We start from the raw sequence: 22,748 nt of genomic DNA on the forward strand, positions 1-22,748 counted from the left end.
CTACCCGCGTGCGGGGTCCGTCATGCTCGCCCCGTTGGGTTTGCGGACAGTGGGCTTCGCCGCTTCCTCGTCGTCGATCAGCGCCCAGACGACCTTGCCGCCGTCGAGGCCGAGGCTGCCCCAGCGGGTCGACACCGAGTCGATCAGGAGCATGCCGCGCCCGCCGAAGGCCGTGACCGGCACCGGGGTGCCGTCGAAGCTCGGCACGGTCGTGGAGCGGTCGCGGACGGCCACGCTCATGCCGTCGCCGTGCGTGGCCAGCAGCACGATCATCGGGGTGTGCGCGTGCGCGACCACGTTGTTGACCATCTCGGTGACCACGATGCAGGCGGGACCGGCCAGGTCGGGGCAGTCCCAGCGGCCGCACTGCTCGGTGATGAGCTCGCGGGAGATCCGGGCGGCGCCGGTGGCCGGCTCCAGTTCCAGGCTCACCCGGCGATCGGGGCCGGGCTCGCCGAGCGCGGCGAAGGCCTGCACCGGGTCCGGCCAGACCGGCCAGCCCGCGCCCTGCCAGACGCTGGTGTCGGTGGCGCAGAGGGCGAGGTGGGCGCTGGGCCAGTCGGCGGTCTCCCGGCGGACGTCGCGGAGCACCTCCGTCGCGCCGGGACCGTCGAGGCTCAGGCCGGCGACGTCGACCACGACCGCCTCGGGCTGCTCGGCGAGCAGGTCGAGCAGCACGGACCGGACCATGGGAGCGCTTCCAGCGCCCAGCACGCCGGAGAGCTGGACCAGGGGGTACGTCTGCCCGCGGTCCACCAGGTGCCGCACCTCGCTCGACATGATCGCTCCATTGTGCAGAACACGTGCCGCTTTCGCATTTTCGCGACGGAAATCTCAGCCACGGGTCGCGCGACGCGGAGGTAATCGGGACATATACGCCACTACGGCATGGTCAGTTTGTTACCCGCGCACCGCGCTTCCACACACGCCGAGCGGCGACGGTCACAGAGAGATCAGCCTTCGGTCCCGTTGAGGCGGTGGGCGGGGGCTGGAGGACGGTCAGCGGCTGGTGGCGGCCGGGCGCAGCGGAGTCTTCTTCTCCGGGCGGCACGCCTCGGCCGTGGCGTGGTGATGTTGGGGCTCGGCGTACCGGGTCAGGCCGATGACAGCGGCCAGGGTGATCACGAAACCGAGCGCGCCCAGCCAGCCCCGGCCGGGGTGGATCTGGTCGCCCAGCAGCAGCAGCCCGACGATCGCGGCCGGCACGGCCCCGCCCGCGTCCATGGCGGCCACGGCGGCGGTGGTGGAGCCGCGCTGCATGGCCAGGCCCAGCAGCAGCTGCCCCAGCAGGGAATGCACCACCAGCAGGTAGAGCAGCGGATTGGCGAAGAAGCCGCCGACCGAGTGCTCGTTGGCCAGCGGGCGGGCGGCGATCGCGGCGGCGGAGAAACCCACACCGGCCAGCGAGCCCAGCACGACCGAACCGAGCGCGCCCTGAAGACGTACGGCAAAAAAGCCTGAAGCCGCGATGACCAGGACCGACAGCGCCAGCATGGCGACGGCGAACGCGCCCAGAGGGCGCGCCGGCGCCGGTTTCGCCGAATGGACCAGCCCGGCGATGCCGACCAGCAGCAGAGCGAGCAGGCCGATCTCGGCGACCGGCAGCGACCACTTGAGCACCAGAACGCCCAGCAGCGCGGTCACGCCGAGGCCGGCGGCGACGCTGGCCTGCACCAGGAACAGCGGAAGATCCTCACGGGCCAGGAAGGCCAGCACGAAGCCGAGGACCTGGCAGCCGAGGCCGAGCAGATAGGTCCGCTGACCGGCGAGGCGCACCAGCAGGCCGGGGTCGAAGGTGTGGTGCACGGTCGTCTTGGCCGCGGCCGCCGACTGCAGCAGGTTAGCCACCCCGTACGCCAGAATCATGGCGGTGAGGAAGAGCCAGCCCGAGGACACCACCTGACGCACGATAGACCAGGGGCGGGCCCGGTTCAGCGCTTCGGGGTGCTTTGCTCAGCTGGGTGCACGCCCTGTCACAGAGGGCTACTGGATTTTCGGCGTGAGGGCGGTCAGGACCGTCTCGTGCAACGGTCCGTTGGTGGCGATGACGGACGACTTGTCGGCCGGGGGCCGCCCGGCCAGGTCGGTGATGGCGCCGCCGGCCTCGGTGACGATCGGGATGAGGGCGGCCATGTCCCACAGCGACAGCTCGGGCTCGACCATGACGTCGAGGGCGCCCTCGGCCAGCAGCATGTATCCGTAGAAGTCGCCGTAGGCCCGGCTGCGCCACGAGGCCAGGCTCAGATCGACCACGTTGCGCAGCAGCCCGGCATCGGACCAGCCGGACAGGCTGGCGAAGCAGAAACTGGCGTCGGACATCCGCCGCACCCCGGACACCCCGATGCGGGTGGCCGCGTGCTGGTGCTTGCCGGCGAAGGCGCCGTGACCGCGAGCGCCCCACCAGCGCCGGCCGAGGGCGGGGGCGGAGACGAGGCCGGCGACCGGGGTGTCGCCCTCGAGGAGGGCGATCAGGGTGGCCCAGATCGGCACGCCGCGCACGAAGTTCTTGGTGCCGTCGATCGGGTCGATGACCCACCGGCGGGTGCCGGGACCGGCCGCGGCCTCGGTGCGCCCGAACTCCTCACCCAGCACGGCGTCGCGTGGCCGGGCCCGCCCCAGCGTCGACCGGATGGCCTGCTCGACCGCGGTGTCGGCGTCCGAGACCGGGGTGAGATCGGGTTTCGACTCGACCCGCAGGTCGAGCGCCCGGAACCGCCCCATCGAGATCGAGTCGGCGGTGTCCGCCAGCATGTGGGCGAGAGCGAGATCGTCCGCGTAACCGGCCATGCCGGAACGCTAGCCGATCCCCGCTGTCCCCTTCCTGAGAGCCCGCCTCCGCGCCTTCGTCTCAGAGCGGGTGTGCGGTGAGCGTGTCGTCGGGTGGGGTGTCGCGGGGGTCGGTGTCGCCGGCGCGGGAGGCCAGCAGGCGCCGGTAGGAGGCGAGCCGGCGCGGGTCGGCCTTGCCCTCGGCCACCCACGTGTCGAGGCGGCAGCCGGCGTCGGCCGCGGTGTGCCCGCAGTTGGGCTGGTCGTCGAGAGTGCCCTCGACCAGGTCGGGGAAGCCGTGCAGCAGGCTCTCGGCGCTCACGTGGGCCAGGCCGAAGCTGCGGATGCCCGGCGTGTCGATGATCCAGCCCGGGTCTTTGCGGGAGCGGCCCACCGGCGGCAGGCGCAGCGCCACGGCGCTGGTCGACGTGTGCCGGCCCTTGCCGATGGCGCTGACCACGCCGACGGCGCGCAGCGCGTCCGGTACCAAGCGGTTGACCAGCGTGGACTTGCCGACACCGGAATGGCCGACCAGCACCGAGATGGCGCCGGCCAGCCGCTGGCGTACCTCGGTGAGGTCGCTGTCGGGGCGGACCAGCACGTACGGCAGGTCGAGCTCCGCGTAGTAGTCGACCACCGCCTCGGGGCCGGCCAGATCGGCTTTGGTCAGGCAGAGCAGCGGCTCGATGTCGGCGTCGTACGCGGCGACCAGGCACCGGTCGATGAAGCCGGTGCGCGGCGGCGGATCGGCCAGCGCGCTGACGATCACCAGCTGGTCGGCGTTGGCCACCACCACCCGCTCGAGCCGCCCCTCGGGCGTCGTGTCGTCGTCGTCCGCGGTGCGGCGCAGCACCGAGGTGCGCTCGGCGATGCGCACGATGCGGGCCAGGGCGCCCGGCGCGCCGGTGACGTCGCCGACCAGGGCCACCCGGTCACCGACCACGACGGACTTGCGGCCCAGCTCGCGGGCGCGCATGGCGGTGATGATCGGGGCGTCGGGCGGGGCGCCGGTGACCACGCAGCCGTACCGCCCCCGATCCACGGTGATCACCAGGGCGTCGACGGCGTCGTCGTGCTTCGGCCGGGTCCGGGTACGCGGGCGCGACGAACGGCCCGGACGGATCCGGACGTCGTCCTCGTCGTACTCCCGCTTGCGCGCAGGCAGATCTAGCTCCTCGCCACGAGTCCCGCCCAGAGTTCGGGGAACTCGGGCAACGTCTTCGACGTACACGCTACGTCGGTGAGGGCAATGCCCGGCACAGCGAGGCCCATAACCGCCGCCGCGTGCGCCATCCGGTGGTCGGCGTAGGTCTCGAAGCTCGACGCCCGCGCCGCCCCCGGCACGATGCGCAGCCCGTCGGGGAACTCGGTGACGTCGGCCCCGGCCTTGCCGAGCTCGGCCGCGAGAGCCGCGATGCGGTCGGTCTCGTGCCCCCGGATGTGCGCGACCCCGCGCAGCTCCGAAGGACCGCCGGCCAGCGTGGCCAGGGCGGCGATCACCGGGGTGAGCTCGCTGACCTCGGACAGGTCGGCGGTGATGCCGCGCAGCGACCCGGTGCCCCGCACGGTCAGCCCCTCGGCCGACTGGGTCACCTCGGCCCCCAGGGCGGTGAGCAGCTCGGTGACCCGCCCGACCGGCTGCCAGCTCTCGGCCGGCCAGCCGGCCAGCGTGATCGTGCCCCCGGTGACCATGGCGGCGGCGAAGAACGGGGCGGCGCCGGAGAGGTCGGGCTCGATCACCCACGTACGGCCCCTCAAAGCCCCTGGCTCGACCGTCCACACATCGGGCACACTCTCGTCGACCCTGGCGCCGGCGGCACGCAGCATGTGGGTCGTCATACGCAGGTGGGGCGCGGACGGCACCGGCGGCCCCTCGTGACGCAGCCGCAGCCCCTTGGTGAACCGGGGCGCCGACAGCAGCAGCCCGGAGACGAACTGACTCGACCCGGAAGCGTCGATCACGGCCTCGCCGCCCTCGACCAGCCCCGCCCCGCGCACGGTCAGTGGCAGCCCACCGGACTCGGAAGCCTCGATCGACACGCCGAGCGCCCGCAGCGCCTCGATGATCGGCCGCAACGGCCGGTTGCGCGCGTGGGGATCGCCGTCGAACTCGACAGTGCCCGCGGCCAGCGCCGCGGCCGGCGGCAGGAAGCGCATGATCGTGCCGGCCAGCCCGACGTCGACCCGGGCCGGCCCGCGCAGCACACCCGGCTCGACCGTCCACCGCTCGTCGGCGCTCGTGTCGACACCCACGCCGAGCGCCCGCAGACCGGCGGCCATCAGCTCGGTGTCACGGGCCCGCAGCGGCCGCTCGATCATCGAGGGCTCACCGGCCAGCGCGGCCAGCACCAGCGCGCGGGCCGTCATCGACTTGGAGCCGGGCAGGCGAACGACGCCACTGACCGGTCCGGACGCGGTCGGGGCGAGCCAGGGGCGAGCTTGTGCTGTCACGCCCGCCATTCTGCCCGGCCCGTACGACGTTTCCCGGCAGGCCCTGCTCCGGACGGCCCTGCGTGGGACGGCCCTGCTCGGGACGGCGATGTGCCATGTCGGTGACGGGCGGGCACGCGGGACCACGGAGCGCGGCCGGAGGGCGTACCGTTTCCGGCCATGTGCGGGCGGTACGCGACGACGCGGAGCGAGGCCGACCTCAGCGATCTCTTCGAGGCCGTGAACGTGGCCGAGACGCTGGGGCCGAGCTGGAACGTCGCCCCGACCGACCCGGTGCCGGTCGTGCGTGTCTCGCAGACACACGAGGCCCGCGTGCTCGACACGGCCCGCTGGGGCTTCGTGCCGCCGTGGGCCAAAGACCTGCGAGCCGGCGCCCGCATGATCAACGCCCGCTCCGAGACGGTGGCCACCTCCCCGGCCTTCGCCGCGTCGTTCGCCAAGCGGCGCTGCCTGGTCCCGGCCGACGGCTGGTTCGAGTGGGTGCGCGACGGCAAGCAGCGCCAGGCGTATTACATGACGCCGTCCGACGGCGCGCCGCTCGCTTTCGCCGGCATCTGGTCGGCCTGGGGCCCGGAGTCGGTGGTGACGTGCAGCGTGCTGACGACGGCGGCGCTGGGCGGCCTGTCCCGGGTGCACGACCGGATGCCCCTGATCCTGCCCCGGGACCGCTGGCCGGCCTGGCTGGCCGGCGGCGGCGACGCCGCCGAGCTGTTGACTCCGCTCGCGCCGGGTGAGTTGGAGGCCATCGAGATCCGTGCCGTACGTCCCGACGTCGGCAACGTCCGCAACAACGGTCCACACCTCCTGGAGCCGCCGCCGCTCCCCGACCCGCTGACCGAATCGACCCTTTTCTGACGATCCCGACCAGTCACGGCATCGGCGGCGAGCACGGCCGCCGGAGCGCACGCCCGAACGCGGGACATGGGGCGCGGGACGTGCCGATGAGGCCGCCGCGGAACGGTGGCCGCCGCGGAACGGTGGCTGACGCGGGACGGTGGCTGACGCGGGACGGTGGCTGACGCGGGACGGTGGCTGACGCGGGACGGTGGCTGACGCGGGACGGTGGCTGACGCGGGACGGTGGCCGGGCGGGGCGAGGGCTGACACGGGACGAGGGCTGACGCACGGCCGGGGCAGGTCGTGGAGTGCCCAGGCTGGAGAAGGGCGCAGAAACGTGCAAGGCGAGGCTGACGCGGGTCGGTAGCGAGGCGTCGTGCCGGAGGAGCGCGGGGCGCGCGAGGTGGAGCTGACGCCGGGTGCCGGCCAAAGGTGGGGCGCGAGGTGGTAGGCGGGGCTGACACCGAGTGCGGCCTGTCGCGAGGCGTCGTGCCGGAGGAGCGGGGCGCGCGAGGTCGAGCTGACGCGGGGCACCGGCCGGAGGTGGGGCGAGGTGGGTAAGGCGGGGCTGACACGAAGCGCGGTCGGTCGTGAGGCGCGGGCCGGAGGAGCGTGGGTGAGCGAGGCGGGGCCGACGCGGAGCGGGGCCGGTCGCCTGGCGTGGGGCTGGAGGAGCGTGGGGCGCGCGAGGCGGGGCTGACAGGGAGCGGGGCCGGGGCTGGAGGAGCGTGGGGCGCGCGAGGCGGGGCTGACACGAAGCGGGGCCGGGTGCCAGGCACGGGGCCGGAGGAGCGCGGGCCGTCGCCGAGGCTGGGCGGGTCGCAAGGTGAGGGCCGAGGACGGAGCGGGGCGCGCAACGCGGGGCGCGGCCGCTCGTGAACGCCGGGCCGCAGTCGGCCGCGAAGCCGCGCGAGACAGGGCCGACGTGGTGGAGGGCCGGCCTCGAGGCGCCGGACGGAGGAACGGCGGCGGCCCGGTCGCGAGGCGGCGGAGCTGCCGTGGGAGCGATCCCACGGAGGAGGTCCGAAGGGGACGCCCGGACGGTAACGATTGGCTGGGAACCCGGGTGATCAACTGATCGTTTGGTTGGTAATTGTCAGTATTTTTAATAGGCAACTTTGTTTCAAGATAGATAAGACCCTTGTTCTGATCTCTTTCCTTGCGATACAAAACTGCGCCGGAGTGGTGCTGGTTCGTATGGTGCGGACCGGTCGCCACATGCACGACCGGTCCCACGGGGGAGGTGGGCTCATGACACGGGCACGTATGCCGCGTCCACATGAAGTTGCCATCGCGCGACGTGATCCTCGGCTTCTCGAGGCGATCCGCGAACGGCGCACGGACGAGGCCTGGCGGACACGCGGCGCATGCCGTTCCGTCGATCCGGAAACCTTTTTTCCCGCTCCGAACGAGCCGTCCGAAGGCGCGGTCTCGCTCTGCGGCACCTGCACGGTCCAAGGTCCTTGTCTGGCCTGGGCGCTGCAGGTCGGCGACTGCCACGGCGTCTGGGGCGGCACCACGCCGCGCGAGCGCCGGGCGATGCTGGTGGCCTGGCGGGAACGGGTCGGGCCGGACGGCGAAGCGGTCGACGACGAGCCGGACGAGGAAGACCGCAGATTGCTCACCCTCTTACCGGTCATGCCGGTGAGCCGCTGATTACATAGGGGCTGTGACCAGCTCCGAAATCGAGACACCGCGCGGGCCGGCCGGCCTTCGGATCACCGAACCGGCCGGTCCGCCCGTCAGCCTGCTCGTCCTGGGCCACGGCGCGGGTGGCGGCGTCGACGCGCCCGACCTGATCGCCGTTCATGACGCGGCCGTGGCTTCGGGGGTACGGGTGGCGCTCGTGACCCAGCCCTACCGCATGGCCGGCCGTCGCGCGCCCGCGCCCGCCGGCCAGCTCGACGAAGCGTGGACCGCCGTGGTGAGGTCGCTGAGCGCAGGCGTACCGCAAACGCCTTTGATCCTCGGCGGAAGGTCCAGCGGCGCGCGAGTCGCCTGCCGCACCGCGACCAGCCTCGGCGCCGCGGCCGTTCTCTGCCTGGCCTTTCCTTTGCACCCGCCGGGCAAGCCCGACAAATCTCGCGCCGCCGAGCTGCCCGTCGGCGTGCCGACCCTGGTCCTCAACGGTGACCGGGATCCCTTCGGCGTTCCGCGGCCGACCCCGGACGTCCAGGTGATCACCCGGCCCGGCGCCACCCACGACCTGCGCAAAGACGTCAAAACAACCGCCGAGCTGGCTGTCGGATGGCTGCGCGAGCATGGATGGGCCCGTTAGGACGGAATGCAAGTTGCGCCGACGTGGTTGTACCGGCCGGAGCTTGTACGTCGGAAGGGGTAAATGAGGTGCGAGCCGGAACCGACTTCCTCGAGCGCGAGGGCGCGGAGGTGACCCGGGTGCGGGATCTGCTGGATTCCCCCGCGTGGCCCGCCGCCCAGCCTGCCTCTCTATCGGTGAGTGTCAGCACACCGGCGGTTTTCGAAGCCGCTGATGGGGCACTACCCGTATCCTCGGCGGGGCGGTCGAGGGGAGAGCTCAGGGTGGCCCAGACAGAACGGACCGAGGAGCGCCGGGCGCGCTTCGAGCGGGACGCGTTGCCTTTTGTGGACCAGCTGTACGCGGCCGGTCTGCGGATGACGCGTAATCCCGCGGACGCCGAGGACCTTGTTCAGGAGACCTACCTGAAGGCGTTCTCCGCGTTCCACCAGTTCGAGGAGGGCACCAACCTCAAGGCTTGGCTGTACCGCATCCTCACGAACACCTATATCAACTCTTATCGGCGGAAGCAGCGTCAGCCGGTGCAGGCTCCCACCGAGGAGATCACCGACTGGCAGCTCGCCTCGTCGGAGTCGCACACGTCGGTGGGCCTGCGGTCGGCCGAGACCGAGGCGCTGGACCGGCTGCCGGACAGCGACATCAAGGAGGCCCTCCAGGCTCTGCCCGAGGACTTCCGCCTGGCCGTCTACCTCGCTGATGTCGAGGGTTTCTCGTACAAGGAGATCGCCGACATCATGGGCACGCCGATCGGCACCGTCATGTCCCGTCTGCACCGCGGGCGGCGCAACCTGCGCAAGACCCTGGAGTCGTACGCCGTCGACCGGGGCATCACCCGGTCCGCTTCGGAACCGCAGGAGGCGTGAACCGATGAGCGGCCACGACGACGAGCACGACACCGATTGCGGCATCGTTCTTTCCGAGGTCTATCTCTACCTCGACCTGGAGTGCAGCGAGGACCGGCGCACGCTGATCCAGAAGCACCTGGACGACTGTGACGGCTGCCTTCGGGAGTACGGCATCGAGCACGAGGTGAAGGCCCTGGTGTCCCGCTGCTGCGGTGACGAGAAGGCCCCGCGCGAGCTGCGCGACCGGCTGCGGGTCAAGCTCGACCAGCTCGAGGTGCAGGTCGAGACCCGGGAGTACCTCCCGTAGGACGACACGAAAAAGCCCGGCGGATTCCGCCGGGCTTTTTCTGTTCAGCTGTTGGGGCGCTTGCCGTGGTTCGCGCTGCTCTTCTTACGAGCCTTCTTCTTGCGGGCCTTCTTAGCCATGGTGAGACTCCTGTCGGTGCGGTGTTTCCCGCGTCGATCGTAGTCGGCTCGCTTCCATGGTTTGATGACCCCACCTAAGCCCACGAAGCGAGGAGGATTACCGATGGCCGACGAGATCCGGGCCGAGATGGTGGCGAACGTGTGGAAGGTCGTGGCCTCGGCCGGCGACACGGTCGCCGAGGGGGACACCCTCGTCATCCTCGAGTCGATGAAGATGGAGATCCCGGTCCTGGCCGAGTCGGAGGGCACGGTGGCCGAGCTGGCCGTGCACGAGGGCGACGTGGTTCAGGAAGGCGATCTGATCGCCGTCATCGCTGCCTGAACGACCACTTCAGGAGCAGGCGGTTGCGGCCGCGCGGGCGGGGGACCACCGGGACCCTGGTCATCGCGGCCGCGAGCTGACGTGTCGACCGGTCGAGGGCGGGCGTGGCCAGTGCCAGCTCGGCCACCGAGCGGGCGCCGGGGCGCGACGCGACCTCGCTGAGCCGGGCCGTCACGATTTCGGCCACGTCGTCGCGGGCGGCCGGATCGATCCAGGCCGCGACGATCATCGCGAACAGGGCCGCCTCGGTCACCCGATCGAGGCCGCCGTCGAGCAGTTCGAGCAGCCGTTCGCGGCGGGCCGAGTCGAGCCAGGGCTCCTCGGTGCCGTGGTGGAGCAGGCCCAGGCAGGCCCAGATCTCGGGCGCGGCCACGTCGGCCGGCGGGTGGGCCAGCAGCGCCGTCAGGTCCGCCGGCGACAGCATGATCAGGGGAACGGCCGCGTCGTACGCCGCCGACGGGTGTGACCAGGAGAGCGCGGCCACCTGACGCAGGCGGCGGACCGCCTCGTCCGAGGGCTCCCCGCTGGACGGGGCGTGGCCACGCGGCAGCGGGGCGGCCGCCGGGGCGCCGCCGAGCCAGGGCGTGTCGCGGCAGCAGTCGGCCAGGTCGCTGTGCTCGTGCGACTCGTCGGGGTGGTCGCGGATGTAGTCGGCCAGGCGGACCAGGTGCATCAGGTCGCCGTCGGCGCGGTAGCGCAGCCGGTGGGCCGTGTGCACCGCGCAGTCGTAGTCGGGATCGCGCTCCAGCGCGCGGTCGACCCAGCTCAGCGCGTCCTCCAGCCGGCCGTTGTCGGCCAGGGTGCCGGCGATGTCGGCGTAGACCGAGAGGTCGTCGGGGTCGTGGGCGACCGCGCGGCGCAGCGCCGCGAGCGCCTCGGGCAGGCGGCCGGCGCTGCGGTAGGCGTACCCGAGCCAGATCTCGCCGAGCTTGGACGGGCGGACCCGGGCCCCGCGGGCGGCCCAGTCGACGGCCAGGTCGTGCTCGCCGATCCGCCGGGCCAGGGCCGAGCCGGCGCCGAGCAGCATGGCGTGCTCGGGGTGGGCGGCGATCGCGTGCCGGACGACGGTCAGGTAGGGGCGCAGGGTGGGCGGGGCCGGTTCGCCCACCCGGGTGCAGAGACGCATGAGAATCTGGGCGAGCAGGCCCGGTTCGATCCGTACGCCCAGGGCGGGCTCGGCCACCCAGGGCACGCCGGCCCAGTCGGCCGCGGGCGCGTGCCCGCTCGCGGCGGTCAGCAGCGGCAGGCCGTCCTCGGGGCGGCCGGCGGCGGCGAGCAGGTGGGCGCGGGCGGCCAGCCGGCCGGCCGACGTGTGCGGGCCGACCTGGAAGAGGTCGAGGCCGCCGCCGGGACGGGCGGCCAGCCTGCTCAGCAGCTCGTGGGCCTCGGGGAGGACCGGCGCGTGGGCCAGCGCCCCGGCGAGGTGATCGGCGGCTTTCTCCGGCTCCTCGCGCGCCAGAGCCGATCTTGCCTGCTCAAGTGCGCGGTCGGCCGCACGGCGTACATCCACGGTGCAGAACAGTAAGCGATACGGGCGAGTATGTCAGCATGTGTTTGCTGCGCATTACTGCTCGAAACGTTGACGATCTAAGCTGTTTCTTGCAACACTGCGCAGCGATTGCGCGATAGATGCTCATCAGGGGAGGAACACGTGACACAGCGAGGCCAGGGGATGGCGGCGGACATCGCGGAACAACCGGGCGGATTCGCGCGGCTCATCGACGGTGAGCACGCCGGAGCGATCGCCGCGGTGGCCGCCGAGGTGGCCCGCCGGAAGCCGCGCAACGTGGTGTTCGTGGGCCGGGGCACCTCCGACCACGCGGCGCTCTACGGGGCGTACCTCACCGAGATCCGCCTCGGCCTGCCGGTGGCCAGCGCCTCGCCGAGCGCGATCACGCTGTACGGCGCGCGGCCCGACTTCGCCGGCACGCTCGTCATCGGTGTCAGCCAGAGCGGTGGCTCGCCCGACCTCACCGGTGTGCTCCGGACCGCCCGCGAGACCGGCGGCCTGACCCTCGCCGTGACCAACAACCCGTCCTCGCCGCTGGCCCGGGCGGCCGAGCTCTCGATCGACGTCGCGGCCGGTCATGAGCGGGCGGTCGCGGCCACCAAGACGTACACGGCCGAGCTCCTCGCTCTTCTGATGTTGATCGAAGGCATCCGGGCCGGCGACGGCCGCCTGCCGGACGAGGAGAGGGCCGCGCTCGACAAGCTGCCCCAGCTGGCCGAGGACGCGCTCGCCGACCCGGCCGCCGACGCTCTGGCCCAGCGCTACCGCTTCGCCTCCCGGATGGTCACGACCGGGCGGGGGTACGCCTATCCGACCGCCCGCGAGGCCGCCCTCAAGCTCATGGAGACCTCGTACCTGCCGGCGCTCTCCTTCTCGGGCGCCGACCTGCTGCACGGGCCGCTGGCGATGACCGACCCCGACGTGCCGGTGCTGGCCGTGGTCGGCGACGGCCCCGGCGGGCAGTCGATGCGCGACGTGGTCACCCGGCTCGCCGAGCGCCGGGCCGACGTGGTGACGATCGGCGCGACCGACGTGACCGGCGCCTCCGGCCGTCTGGCCGTGCCCGCGGTGACCGACGAGCGCTACAGCGCCCTGCTCGACATCCTGCCGCTGCAGAAGCTCGCGCTCGCCCTGGCGCTGGCCCGCGGCGAGGACCCCGACGCGCCTCGCGGCTTGAAGAAGGTCACGACGACCCTTTAAAGAAATATGGACGTGGAAAGCTTGGGCTGTGTCCACGTTGCGTGATCTGGCCGAGGAGCACACCTCCCTCGGCCCAGCCGACATCGACCACCTGCACCGGCTCGCGGGTGACTGGCAGCTGCTGTCCGACCTCTCCTTCGCCGACCTGCTCCTCTGGGTGCCGGTGAAGCGGGAGGACGGGCAGCCCCGCGAATATCTGTGCGTGGCCCAGGTGCGCCCGAACAGCGCGCCGACCGCCTATCAGGACGACCAGGTCGGCAAGATCGTCGGCGGTCCCGAGGTGGCCCATCTCGACATCGCCTTCGGCCAGGAGCGGATCTGGCGGGAGGGCGACCCCGTCTGGTACGGCGACACGCCCGCCCGCCACGAGGCCATCCCCGTCCGCCTGCGCGACGACAACGGCCGCGAGGAGGGCTGGAGCCAGGTCATCGCGGTGATCGGCCGGGACACCAACCTCTCCACCGCCCGTACGCCCAGTCAGCTCGAACTCAACTATCTGACCACCGCCGACGACCTGGCCCAGATGGTCGCCGACGGCACCTTCCCGCCGCCGCGGCACCCGGGGGAGACCACCTCGGCCCCGCGCGTGGGCGACGGCCTGGCCCGGCTCGACGCCGGCGGCAAGGTGACGTACGCCAGCCCGAACGCGCAGTCGGCGTTCCGCCGGCTCGGCTTCAACGCGCACCTGGTCGGCGAGGAGCTGTCGACGCTGATCAGCCGGCTCGCGGCCGACCCGCTGGAGGGCAACGACGCGGCCGAGCGGATCCTGTCCGCGCTGCGCGGCGAGTTCCCGCCCCGGCAGGAGGTCGAGGCGCGCGGCGCGACCGTGCTCACCCGGGCCCTGCCGCTGCTGCCGGCCGGCGTGCCGATCGGCGCGCTCGTGCTGGTGCGCGACGTGACCGAGGTCCGGCGCCGCGACCGCGCCCTGATGACCAAGGACGCGACCATCCGGGAGATCCACCACCGGGTCAAGAACAACCTCCAGACCGTGGCCGCGCTGCTGCGCCTGCAGGCCCGCCGGGTGGACGCGCCCGAGGCCCGGATGGCGTTGCAGGAGTCGGTGCGCCGGGTCGCCTCGATCGCGCTGGTGCACGAGACGCTGTCGATGTCGAGCGACGAGGCGGTCGAGTTCGACGGCATCGTCGACCGGGTCGCGACCGCGGCGGCCGAGGTGGCGGCGACCAGCATCCAGGTCAAGATGCGCCGCGAGGGCACCTTCGGTGTGCTGCCGGCCGAGATCGCCACGTCACTGGTCATGGTGCTCAACGAGCTGCTGATCAACGCGGTCGAGCACGGCTTCCCGGCCGATGAGGACGAGAACGGCGAACCCGAGCCGCCCGGCCCCGAGACCGGCGAGGTGGTTGTGTCGGCTCACCGCTTCCGCAAGCAACTGCATGTCACAGTCGCCGACAACGGGCAGGGACTGCCCGAGGGCTTCGCGGCCGACGCCGGTGGCCGGCTCGGCCTCCAGATCGTGCGCGCGCTGGCCACCGGGGAGCTGCGCGGCAGCATTGAGCTGCGCAATCGCGCCGGTGGGGGCACCGAGGCGGTCCTGGTGGTGCCGCTCGGGAAAAGGTGATCTATGCGGCGTGACACATTCTCGAAATCTGGACCACACTGGCCGAGAATGGTCGGGCATGAGAGGCTAGCCCACATGACCGCTGCAGTTGACCGCCGCTTCGTGGCTCGCCGCCACGTCGACTACGGCCGTGTCCGCAGCGCGATGTGTCCGGGTTCCTGACGCCGCCCGATTTGTGTTCCGGGTGCGCGAGACGCCCCGGCCACTCCTGACACTGACGTCGCGAGTCCCCCAGACGGCCGAAGCGTCCTCCCGCGCCCACCCTAGCCCGGAGGACCGCCGACATGGCGCCCAGCAGCACACCCGCAGGCCCGGCCGCTCGTCCCCGCAAGGCGCGCGGCGAGGGACAGTGGGCGCTCGGACACCGTGAGCCGCTCAACCCCAACGAGCGGATGAAGAAGGACGACAACCCGCTCCACGTCCGCGCCCGTATCGAGAACATCTACGCCCACGGCGGGTTCTCCTCGATCGACCCGCAGGACCTGCGTGGCCGTTTCCGCTGGTGGGGGCTTTACACCCAGCGCAAGGCGGGCATCGACGGCGGCCGTACGGCCGTGCTCGAGCCGCACGAGCTCGAGGACGAGTACTTCATGCTCCGCGTCCGGGTCGACGGCGGCGCGCTGAACCTGGCCCAGCTGCGCACGATCGCGGGCATCTCCCAGGAGTTCGGCCGCGACTCGGCCGACATCACCGACCGGCAGAACATCCAGCTGCACTGGATCCGGGTCGAGGACGTGCCGGAGATCTGGCGCCGGCTCGAGGCGGTCGGCCTGCAGACCACCGAGGCGTGCGGCGACTGCCCGCGCGTCGTGCTCGGCTCGCCGGTGGCCGGCATCGCCCGCGACGAGGTCGTCGACGGCACGCCGGCGATCGACGAGATCCTGAAGCGCTACGTCGGCGACCCGCGCTACTCCAACCTGCCGCGCAAGTTCAAGTCGCAGATCTCCTGGCTGGCCGACGGGCCGTACGAGACGAACGACATCTCCTTCGTCGGCGTGGTCCACCCGCAGCACGGCCCCGGCTTCGACCTGTGGGTCGGCGGCGGCCTGTCCACCAACCCGCGCCTGGCCGAGCGCCTCGGCGTCTGGGTGCCGCTCGAGGAGATCCCGGACGTCTGGGAGGGCGTCGTCGGCATCTTCCGCGACTACGGATATCGCCGCCTGCGCAACCGCGCCCGGCTGAAGTTCCTGCTGGCCGACTGGGGCGTGGCCAAGTTCCGGGAGATCCTCGAGAAGGAATACCTGGGCCGGGCCCTGATCGACGGGCCGCCACCGGAGCTGCCGGCCAAGCCGATCGACCACATCGGCGTGCACAAGCAGAGCGACGGGCTCAACTACATCGGCGCCGCGCCGGTGGTCGGCCGCACGTCCGGCACCCAGCTGGCGAAACTGGCCGACGTCGTCGAGGAGCATGGTTCGGACCGGGTACGCCTGACGGCGTACCAGAAGCTCCTCGTCCTCGACATCTCCGACGACAAAGTCGAGCCGGCCATCGCGAAGCTGCGCGCGATCGGGCTGGAAGCCCGCCCGTCCTCGTGGCGGCGCGGCACGATGGCCTGCACCGGCATCGAATACTGCAAGCTCGCCATCGTCGAGACCAAGGCGCGCGGCGAGGAGCTGGTGGCCCGGCTCGAGGAGCGGCTCAAGGACTTCGACTCCGACATCTCGATCCACATCAACGGCTGCCCCAACGCCTGCGCGCGCACCCAGGTCGCCGACATCGGCCTCAAGGGCCAGCTCGTGATGAACGCGCACGGCGAGCAGGTCGAGGGCTTCCAGGTGCACCTCGGCGGCGGCCTCGGCATGGCACAGGGGCAGACGTCCGGTTTCGGCCGCAAATTGCGCGGCCTCAAGGCAACGGCGGAGGAGCTTCCGGCGTACGTCGAGAAGCTCGCCCGCAACTACCTGGGCGACCGTGAGTCGTCGCGGGAGACCTTCGCCACCTGGGTGCTCCGCGCCGACGAGGAGCTCCTGAAATGAGCGACGCCCGATCCACCCCGCTGTACTGCCCCTACTGCGGCGAGGAAGACCTGTTCCCGAACGAGGCTTCGCACGGCGCGTGGGAGTGCCACTCCTGCGCCCGGGTTTTCACGGTGAAGTTCAACGGCTTGCTATCTCGGGGAGGCAAGAAATGACCATCGTGGCCGCAACCAACCTCAACCTGGTCAACCTCGGCGCACCGGCCGTCGCCCAGGATCCCGCCCGCCGCTCCCGCGAGGAGCTGGAGGCGCTCGCCCGCGACGCGGCGCGCGAGCTGGAGGGCGCTCCGGCCGAGGCGATCGCCAAGTGGGCGACCGACACCTTCGGCGACCGTTTCTGTGTGACCAGCTCGATGGCCGACGCGGTGGTGGCGCACGTCTTCTCCCGGGTCTCGCCCGGCGTCGACGTGGTCTTCCTCGACACCGGTCTGCACTTCCCGGAGACGTTGAAGGTGCGCGACACCGTCGCCGCGACCATGAACGTCAACGTGCGCTCGATCCGCCCGAGAATGACGGTGGGCCAGCAGGATGGCGAATACGGGCCGAGGCTGTTCGCCCGGAGCCCCGACGAGTGCTGCTTCATGCGCAAGGTGGAGCCGCTGGAGCGAGCGCTGTCCGACTACGACGCGTGGGCCACGGGCCTGCGCCGAGACGAGTCGCCGACCCGGGCCAACACGCCGGTGGTGGCGTTCGACGCCAAGAAGGGCAAGGTCAAGGTCAACCCGATCGCGGCCTGGACCCAGGCCGAGGTGGACCGCTACATCAGCCGGTGGAACGTGCCGGTGAACGAGCTGTTCAAGAAGGGCTACGGCTCGATCGGCTGCTGGCCGTGCACCCGGCGTACGAAGGCCGGAGAGGACCCGCGAGCGGGCCGCTGGGCGATGTTCGAGAAGACCGAATGCGGTCTGCACGTCTGACCGTCCTGCTGGTCGCGCACGGCAGCCGGGACCCGCGGGCGGCGGCGTCGACGAGGGCGCTGGCCCGCGCGGTGCGGAGGGCCAGGCCTGGCTGGGACGTGCGGGCGTCGTTCCTCGACCATGCGGGGCCGAGGCCGCTCGACGTGCTGGCGGCCTTGCCGGCGGGTTCCCGGGCGGTCGTGGTGCCGCTGCTGTTGACGGCGGCCTACCACGGCCGGGTCGACGTGCCCGAGATCCTCGCCGCGGCGGCCTCTTTCCCGATTGACGTGACCTTGGCCGACGTCCTAGGCCCCACAAGTCCCGAAATTTCGGACTTGCTCCTCGATGGATTGATCAGCCGCCTCGCCGAGGCCGTAGCGGGCGGCGCGGTCATCGGCGCCCCGGGTCTCGTCATGGCGCCTGTGGGCGGCGTCGCGGGCGCAGGTGGCGTCTTGGGTGCGGGTGCGGGTGTCAGCGCGGTTGGCGTCGCGGGCGCGAGCGTGGGTGACAGCGCGGGCGAGGGTGTCAGCGCGGGCGAGGGTGTCAGCGCGGGCGAGGGTGTCAGCGTGGCGGGCCTCACGAGCGCGGGTACCGGGGTATCGGCAGCGCCGAGCGCGGCCAGCGACGGCGGCTGGGCGCCATGGGGCGCGGTTGGCGGCGTGGTCTCGGATGGCGGGGTCGGTGACGTGGCTGGCGGCTCCCGCTCGGGCGGGGTCAGCGGCGCGTGCTCGGCTGAGGTCGGTGGCGCGCTTGGTGACGCGGCCGGCGGTATGGGCGAGGCCGGCCGTCGCGGGCCTGCCGGCGCGGCGGCGGTTGGCGGCGTGGACCGGGCGGGCGGCCGCGGGGTCGGCGGTGTGAGGGCGGTCCACGGCGCGGGCGAGGCCCTCAGCGGGCTTGACGGGGTTGTGCTCGCGGCGGCGGGGACCCGGGACGCGGCCGCGCGGGAAACGATCATGTGGGTTGCGGAGGCTCTCAGCGCTCGCCTGAGCCTTCCGTGTGCCGTCGCCTATGCCTCGGGGGCCCTGCCCCGTCCCGGAGGCGCTGTGGGCCTTCTGCGGGGCCGGGTCGGAATGGCGGCCTACTTCCTCGCTCCGGGGCACCTCTACGACCTCGCGGTGCGCTCGGCACTCGACGCGGGGGCGGTGACCGTCGCGGCGCCGCTCGGTGACGCGACCGATCTTGTACGCCTGGTGATCGAGCGGGTTGTGCTGACTCAGCGTCACTATCCCGTTGCGGCATAAGGCGGGCACGGACCGTATGGAGAATGTGGACCATTGGTTGCGGGGGTCCGCAATTTCGAGATCATTTCGTGGATTCTCGATGGAACCCAACGTGATCGAATTAGCGCGCTGGGCGAACCCCGAAGGAACCTCTCAGGAATCGGCGCGCTGAGTAATCGACCGGAAACAGCAAGACGCCCCGGTGCCGAACGGCCCGGGGCGCAAATGCTGTGGGGGATTGGTTCAGGCGGTAGGAGCGCCGACCCGCAGGCCGCCGCGACGCTTCACTGCGCGTCGCTCGTCTTCGCTCATCCCGCCCCAGACGCCGGCGTCCTGACCCGATTCGAGTGCCCAGGAAAGGCAGCTCTCGGTCACGGGACACCGCCGGCACACGGCCTTGGCCTGCTCGACCTGCAGGAGCGCGGGGCCGGACGTCCCGATCGGGAAGAACAGCTCCGGGTCCTCGTCGCGGCAGATCGCATCGTGACGCCAGTCCATGGCGGCAACACTCCTTGTTTCGGATGGGGTAATGAATCGCGTTACTGGTTTACCTATGCATGCGCGTTGGCGGCCGGTGGGCTGGAACCCTCCGCTCGCCGTGCGTCAGCAAGCTTTTGTGTTTGTGGCAAGCCGTTCGGCGCATCTGAATTAGGAACGCGCACAAGCAGCAGCCGGTTACTTCATATCGCTTGTGAATGCTTTCACGAACTCTGGCGATGTCAAGGGTAGCGCCAGAAGTTTCTCCCGGCGGGTGAGCTGGCTCACGGCCCCTTTGTCCGGTTTCAGGGCTACTGCCAGGACCCGGTGACGAACGCTCCCATCAATGTAGTACGGTCACGGCCCTTCTGCCGACCTTTTGACCGAGTTTCTGTAACGGATCGTGAGGTTCCCTACCCCGTGATCAGCAGATCACACGTAGTGCTTCGGGAACGGACACGAAGTGCACCTTCTGGCGCTCGCCCAGATAGTCGCCGTCCAGCTGGAAAGGCTGCGGCCGCGACGCCACGATGGTGAATTCGTCCTGGTCGTGCAGTTGCAGCACCTGCTTGCCGCTCGGATCGCCCTTGCGCGTGGCGAGCTGCGCCATCGTCCGGGTCGTGCTGGTGATGGCCAGGCCACGCAGAGCGAGCACGTCGAGACCACGGTCGAACGAGGCGTTCGGGTTCGGGTTGATCGCCCGGTCGCCCACATAGGTCCACGGGGCCGTGTTCTGAATGATGACCGTGCCCAGGTCGACCTCGGGCGGCTCGCCGGGGCGTTCGATGCTCAGCGGCGGGGTCTTGCGGTCGTCGCCGAAGAACTGGCCGACGATGGAACGGAAGTAAAGGCCGGGCGTCGAGGTACGCCCGCGCAGCCGGGCCTGCTCGACCCGGCGCACCACGGCGGCGTCGAAGCCGAAGCCGGCGGCGAAGGTGAAGAAGCGGTCGTCGGCGCGGCCCAGGCCGATCATCCGGCACCGGCCGTCGCGCAGGCCGTCGAGGATCACGCTGGTGCCCTCGGCCCAGTCGCGGGGCAGTCCGAGCGCGCGGGCGAAGACGTTCGTCGAGCCGCCGGGCACCACCGCGAGCGCCGGCAGCGCCTGGGCCCGCGACTCGGTCACGCCGGTCAGCGCGCCCTCGGCGGTCATCAACCCGTTGACCGCCTCGTTGACCGTGCCGTCGCCGCCGAGGGTGACCACCACGTCGACGCCGCTCTCGGCGGCCGTCCGGGCCAGGGCCGACGCGTGCCCGCGCCGCGTCGTGTACTCCACCGACAGATCGACCGCGCTGCGCAGAGCGCGCACCAGGACGTCCCGGCTGCGCTCGCTGGTGGTCGTAGCCTTGGGGTTGACCAGCAGTAACGCTCGCATGCGCGGCACTGTACCCAACAACGGCCCGAAACACTGTCGGTATGGTGCTGCTGTGACCGGTGAGAAGTCAGTCGTTGACAACCCCTCGACGCTGGTGTGGGCGGTGCGGCTGCTCTACCTGGAGTGCGCCGCGCTGGCCGCGCTCACGGTGTGGCTCGTCGTCCAAGATCTGACGAGCGACGACGTCAACATCGGCGTGGCGGTGTCCCTCACGGTGTTCGCCGCGATCGGCGTCGCCTTCGTCTTCTTCGTGGCGCGGTTCCTGGGTCAGCGACGGCGCGGCAGCCGCGGCCCGGCCATCGTCATCCAGCTGTTCGTCATCGCCACCGGCGGCTTCCTCATCCAGGTGAATCCACTCTGGCTGGGTGTTGTGCTGATGGCCCTGGGTGTGCTTGTCGGCCTCCTGGTGGTCCTTCCGGCCAGCACAAGAGCACTGGGCATCGATTAACCGGCCTTATTTCCGGTACGAGGGCCTACCCTGTGGGAGTGACCGGATCAACGGTGCGGCCGCCCGCGTATCAACTACTGGCGGACGAGTTACGGGCCGACATCACCTCAGGGCGTCTCCAGCCCGGTGAGAGGCTGCCCCCGGAACCCGAGCTGTGCGTCAAGACCGGCGTCAGCCGGAGCACCGTGCGGGAGGCGTTACGCCTGCTGGCCAGCCAGCATCTCATCGTGACGACCCGCGGGGTGACCGGTGGGAGCTTCGTCTCGCACCCCGACGCCGAGCAGCTGGCCGACGGTCTCGCCACCGGCTTCACGCTGCTGACGAACTCGGCCGACGTCGGGCTGGCCGACCTGCTCGAGCTGCGCCGGGCGCTCGAGGTGCCGGCGGCCGGGCTGGCCGCGGTGCGCCGCGACGAGGAGCATCTCCTCGAGATTCACGGCGCGCTCTTCGACCCGGCCATCGACGACCTCGACACGATGCTGTCCGCGCACGCGGCCTTCCACATGGCGGTGGCCAAGGCGACCGGCAACCCGCTGTTCGAGCTGGTGGTGCGGCCGCTCTACCACGCCTCGTTCGGTGAGGACGTCACCAGCGACCTGCCGCCGGGATACTGGCGTCAGATCGACGCCGACCACCGGCTGCTGCTGGACTGCCTGAGCATGCGTGACGCCGAGTCGGCCACGAAGGCGGCGGCCCGCCACCTCGATTACATCGCGGCGGTCGTGCGTTAGAAGTTCACCCGGCGCGTCACGAGGCGGATCGTGGCGCGCTGGCCCGTCGCCTCGGCCGTGGCCGACGTGGTGAGGGCGGTCAGCACCTTCCACGCGAACGACGACTCGGCCGGCAGCTTGGCGCCGCGCACGGTCGTCACGGTGACCTCGACGGTCAGCGCGTCCTCGGTGACCGCGAACCGGCAGTCGAGCTCGGCGCCGCGGGTCGCGATGGCGAGCAGCATGGCGCACGCCTCGTCGACGGCGATGCGCAGGTCCTCGATCTCGTCGAGGGCGAAGTGGAGCCGTGCGGCCAGACCGGCCGTCGCCGTACGGAGCACGCCGAGATAGCCACCGTCGGCGGGCACGGTGAGCATGACGACGTCGTCGCCGATCGCCGGGTCCGGGTGTGTATCCGTCAGAGTCACCGTGTCATCCTCCCAACGCCCCGGACTCTAGCGCCCGGCCGGAAACGACGCGACGACGGCAGGCCCGTCCGGATGAACGGGCCCACCGTCGCGCGCGAAGCATCAGGCCTGCTTGGTCTCCCAGAAGATCTTGGAGATCTCCTCGATCTTGCCGAGCAGCTGGTCGGCCACGGCCGGGTCGACCGAGCCCTTGGCGCCGGAGGCGCCGGCCAGCTTGGTGGCCTCGTTGAACAGGCCGTGCAGCTGCGGGTACTTCTCGAAGTGCGGGGCCTTGAAGTAGTCGGTCCACAGCACCCACAGGTGGTGCTTGACCAGCTCGGCGCGCTGCTCCTTGATCAGGATGGCGCGGGTACGGAACTCCGGGTCGGTGTTCGCCTGGTACTTCTCGGCGATGGCCTTGACCGACTCGGCCTCGATCCGGGCCTGGGCCGGGTCGTAGACGCCACAGGGCAGGTCGCAGTGGGCGCTGACCACGGTCTTAGGCATGAGGAAACGCGGAAGTCGCATCAGGACTCCTCCATACGGGTTTGCGATGATCCGTGGATGACACTACCCCTTACACCCGGCCGGTAACGCGACGGAGGACTGATGCCTTGAGGTGGCAACTACCACTGTTCGCGGTCCTCGTGCACGGACCGTCGATGGTGCCCACTCTGCGCTCGGGCGACGCGCTGATCGTGTCGCGCGGCGACCGGCGCGTGCGGCCCGGCCACATCGTCGTCGCGCGTTTCCGGTCCCGGCCCGATCTGCTGGTGATCAAGCGGGTGGTCCGCGAGCAGGATGGCGGCTGGTGGGTGGAGGGAGACAATTCCCTGGTGAAGGACGATTCGCGAGCGTACGGGGTGGCGGATGTCATCGGCCGCGCGATAATTCGCTACTACCCGCGCGTCGGTCGGCTACGTTAGGGTTCGGAAATCGCAGCGCACACTCGCGCTGCGATAGCTGTTACGGGTGATCCCCGCATCGCGCTCCGGTCCGGCGCACACTCGCCGTGCGATCGGTGAGC

Annotated in this window: 25 protein-coding genes; 14 read left to right on the forward strand and 11 right to left on the reverse strand. The window is 71.2% G+C overall.

Going from position 1 to position 22,748, the window contains the following annotated elements:
• The 5 genes from ACFY36_RS22985 to aroA all read right to left on the reverse strand — a co-directional run bounded on the left by ACFY36_RS22985 (position 1) and on the right by aroA (position 5,217).
• Positions 1–780, reverse strand: coding sequence for an anti-anti-sigma factor (locus ACFY36_RS22985; RefSeq protein ID WP_499748000.1), 780 nt, complete (start codon positions 778–780; stop codon positions 1–3).
• Positions 781–999: 219 nt separating this feature from the next.
• Positions 1,000–1,866 carry a hypothetical protein gene (locus tag ACFY36_RS22990; protein ID WP_499748208.1) on the reverse strand — a complete coding sequence of 289 codons (867 nt, stop codon included), beginning with the start codon at positions 1,864–1,866 and terminating at the stop codon, positions 1,000–1,002.
• Positions 1,867–1,983: 117 nt separating this feature from the next.
• Positions 1,984–2,787: a histidinol-phosphatase gene (gene hisN / locus ACFY36_RS22995; RefSeq protein ID WP_499748001.1), complete on the reverse strand. Its 804-nt coding sequence runs from the start codon at positions 2,785–2,787 to the stop codon at positions 1,984–1,986.
• 61 nt (positions 2,788–2,848) lie between these two features.
• Positions 2,849–3,931 (reverse strand): ribosome small subunit-dependent GTPase A, encoded by a 1,083-nt coding sequence (gene rsgA / locus ACFY36_RS23000; RefSeq protein WP_499748209.1) that lies wholly within the window; start codon positions 3,929–3,931, stop codon positions 2,849–2,851.
• A 2-nt stretch (positions 3,932–3,933) separates the two neighbouring features.
• The gene (gene aroA, locus ACFY36_RS23005) at positions 3,934–5,217 is read right to left on the reverse strand and encodes a 3-phosphoshikimate 1-carboxyvinyltransferase (protein ID WP_499748002.1); all 1,284 of its coding nucleotides are present in this window, start codon (positions 5,215–5,217) and stop codon (positions 3,934–3,936) included.
• Positions 5,218–5,376: 159 nt separating this feature from the next.
• Between aroA and ACFY36_RS23010 the strand changes: the two genes are divergently transcribed.
• From ACFY36_RS23010 to rsrA, 5 genes are all read left to right on the forward strand, one after another.
• A complete protein-coding gene (locus ACFY36_RS23010; RefSeq protein WP_499748003.1) occupies positions 5,377–6,072 on the forward strand; it encodes an SOS response-associated peptidase in 696 nt (231 codons plus the stop codon).
• 1,232 nt (positions 6,073–7,304) lie between these two features.
• Positions 7,305–7,709 (forward strand): WhiB family transcriptional regulator, encoded by a 405-nt coding sequence (locus ACFY36_RS23015; RefSeq protein ID WP_097318039.1) that lies wholly within the window; start codon positions 7,305–7,307, stop codon positions 7,707–7,709.
• A gap of 13 nt (positions 7,710–7,722) precedes the next feature.
• Positions 7,723–8,331, forward strand: a complete 609-nt coding sequence (locus tag ACFY36_RS23020; RefSeq protein WP_499748004.1) for an alpha/beta hydrolase family protein — start codon at positions 7,723–7,725, stop codon at positions 8,329–8,331.
• Positions 8,332–8,399: 68 nt separating this feature from the next.
• A complete protein-coding gene (locus tag ACFY36_RS23025; RefSeq protein ID WP_499748005.1) occupies positions 8,400–9,194 on the forward strand; it encodes a sigma-70 family RNA polymerase sigma factor in 795 nt (264 codons plus the stop codon).
• Positions 9,195–9,198: 4 nt separating this feature from the next.
• Positions 9,199–9,483 (forward strand): mycothiol system anti-sigma-R factor, encoded by a 285-nt coding sequence (gene rsrA / locus ACFY36_RS23030; protein WP_097318042.1) that lies wholly within the window; start codon positions 9,199–9,201, stop codon positions 9,481–9,483.
• 44 nt (positions 9,484–9,527) lie between these two features.
• On the opposite strand, the gene ACFY36_RS23035 is transcribed toward rsrA, so the two are convergent.
• Positions 9,528–9,602 carry a 50S ribosomal protein bL37 gene (locus ACFY36_RS23035; protein ID WP_369752275.1) on the reverse strand — a complete coding sequence of 25 codons (75 nt, stop codon included), beginning with the start codon at positions 9,600–9,602 and terminating at the stop codon, positions 9,528–9,530.
• 103 nt (positions 9,603–9,705) lie between these two features.
• Here ACFY36_RS23035 and ACFY36_RS23040 point away from each other — a divergent pair, with 103 nt between their 5' ends.
• Positions 9,706–9,924, forward strand: coding sequence for a biotin/lipoyl-binding carrier protein (locus ACFY36_RS23040; RefSeq protein WP_203776786.1), 219 nt, complete (start codon positions 9,706–9,708; stop codon positions 9,922–9,924).
• On the opposite strand, the gene ACFY36_RS23045 is transcribed toward ACFY36_RS23040, so the two are convergent.
• Positions 9,911–11,434, reverse strand: coding sequence for a tetratricopeptide repeat protein (locus ACFY36_RS23045; RefSeq protein WP_499748006.1), 1,524 nt, complete (start codon positions 11,432–11,434; stop codon positions 9,911–9,913). The two genes, ACFY36_RS23040 and ACFY36_RS23045, sit on opposite strands and share 14 nt — an antisense overlap.
• A 162-nt stretch (positions 11,435–11,596) precedes the next feature.
• On the opposite strand from ACFY36_RS23045, the gene ACFY36_RS23050 reads away from it, so the two are divergent.
• From ACFY36_RS23050 to ACFY36_RS23070, 5 genes are all read left to right on the forward strand, one after another.
• Positions 11,597–12,634 carry an SIS domain-containing protein gene (locus ACFY36_RS23050; protein WP_499748210.1) on the forward strand — a complete coding sequence of 346 codons (1,038 nt, stop codon included), beginning with the start codon at positions 11,597–11,599 and terminating at the stop codon, positions 12,632–12,634.
• A gap of 28 nt (positions 12,635–12,662) precedes the next feature.
• Positions 12,663–14,213, forward strand: a complete 1,551-nt coding sequence (locus tag ACFY36_RS23055; RefSeq protein ID WP_499748007.1) for a sensor histidine kinase — start codon at positions 12,663–12,665, stop codon at positions 14,211–14,213.
• Positions 14,214–14,497: 284 nt separating this feature from the next.
• Positions 14,498–16,192 (forward strand): nitrite/sulfite reductase, encoded by a 1,695-nt coding sequence (locus ACFY36_RS23060; RefSeq protein WP_499748008.1) that lies wholly within the window; start codon positions 14,498–14,500, stop codon positions 16,190–16,192.
• Between the two features lie 151 nt (positions 16,193–16,343).
• On the forward strand, positions 16,344–17,108 hold the full coding sequence (locus ACFY36_RS23065) for a phosphoadenylyl-sulfate reductase (protein WP_499748009.1): 765 nt from the start codon (positions 16,344–16,346) through the stop codon (positions 17,106–17,108).
• The gene (locus tag ACFY36_RS23070) at positions 17,090–18,328 is read left to right on the forward strand and encodes a sirohydrochlorin chelatase (protein WP_499748010.1); all 1,239 of its coding nucleotides are present in this window, start codon (positions 17,090–17,092) and stop codon (positions 18,326–18,328) included. The genes ACFY36_RS23065 and ACFY36_RS23070 overlap by 19 nt, the downstream gene beginning before the upstream one ends.
• Positions 18,329–18,550: 222 nt before the next feature.
• On the opposite strand, the gene ACFY36_RS23075 is transcribed toward ACFY36_RS23070, so the two are convergent.
• Entirely contained in the window at positions 18,551–18,805 is a 255-nt protein-coding gene (locus ACFY36_RS23075) for a WhiB family transcriptional regulator (protein WP_014447395.1), read from the reverse strand.
• Positions 18,806–19,208: 403 nt separating this feature from the next.
• Positions 19,209–20,156 carry a diacylglycerol/lipid kinase family protein gene (locus ACFY36_RS23080; RefSeq protein ID WP_499748011.1) on the reverse strand — a complete coding sequence of 316 codons (948 nt, stop codon included), beginning with the start codon at positions 20,154–20,156 and terminating at the stop codon, positions 19,209–19,211.
• Positions 20,157–20,208: 52 nt separating this feature from the next.
• Between ACFY36_RS23080 and ACFY36_RS23085 the strand changes: the two genes are divergently transcribed.
• Both ACFY36_RS23085 and ACFY36_RS23090 read left to right on the forward strand, forming a co-directional pair.
• Positions 20,209–20,604 (forward strand): hypothetical protein, encoded by a 396-nt coding sequence (locus tag ACFY36_RS23085; protein WP_499748012.1) that lies wholly within the window; start codon positions 20,209–20,211, stop codon positions 20,602–20,604.
• Between the two features lie 38 nt (positions 20,605–20,642).
• Positions 20,643–21,335 carry a FadR/GntR family transcriptional regulator gene (locus tag ACFY36_RS23090; protein ID WP_499748013.1) on the forward strand — a complete coding sequence of 231 codons (693 nt, stop codon included), beginning with the start codon at positions 20,643–20,645 and terminating at the stop codon, positions 21,333–21,335.
• Here ACFY36_RS23090 and ACFY36_RS23095 read toward each other — a convergent pair.
• Together ACFY36_RS23095 and sodN are read right to left on the reverse strand one after the other, a co-directional pair.
• Positions 21,332–21,691: a trypco2 family protein gene (locus ACFY36_RS23095; protein ID WP_097318732.1), complete on the reverse strand. Its 360-nt coding sequence runs from the start codon at positions 21,689–21,691 to the stop codon at positions 21,332–21,334. The two genes, ACFY36_RS23090 and ACFY36_RS23095, sit on opposite strands and share 4 nt — an antisense overlap.
• A 153-nt stretch (positions 21,692–21,844) precedes the next feature.
• A complete protein-coding gene (gene sodN, locus ACFY36_RS23100) occupies positions 21,845–22,249 on the reverse strand; it encodes a superoxide dismutase, Ni (protein ID WP_499748014.1) in 405 nt (134 codons plus the stop codon).
• Between the two features lie 86 nt (positions 22,250–22,335).
• Between sodN and ACFY36_RS23105 the strand changes: the two genes are divergently transcribed.
• The gene (locus tag ACFY36_RS23105) at positions 22,336–22,647 is read left to right on the forward strand and encodes a S26 family signal peptidase (RefSeq protein WP_499748015.1); all 312 of its coding nucleotides are present in this window, start codon (positions 22,336–22,338) and stop codon (positions 22,645–22,647) included.
• Positions 22,648–22,748 lie beyond the last annotated feature (101 nt).

It is taken from the genome of Actinoplanes sp. NPDC000266, from assembly GCF_042899005.1.
Lineage (GTDB): Bacteria > Actinomycetota > Actinomycetes > Mycobacteriales > Micromonosporaceae > Actinoplanes.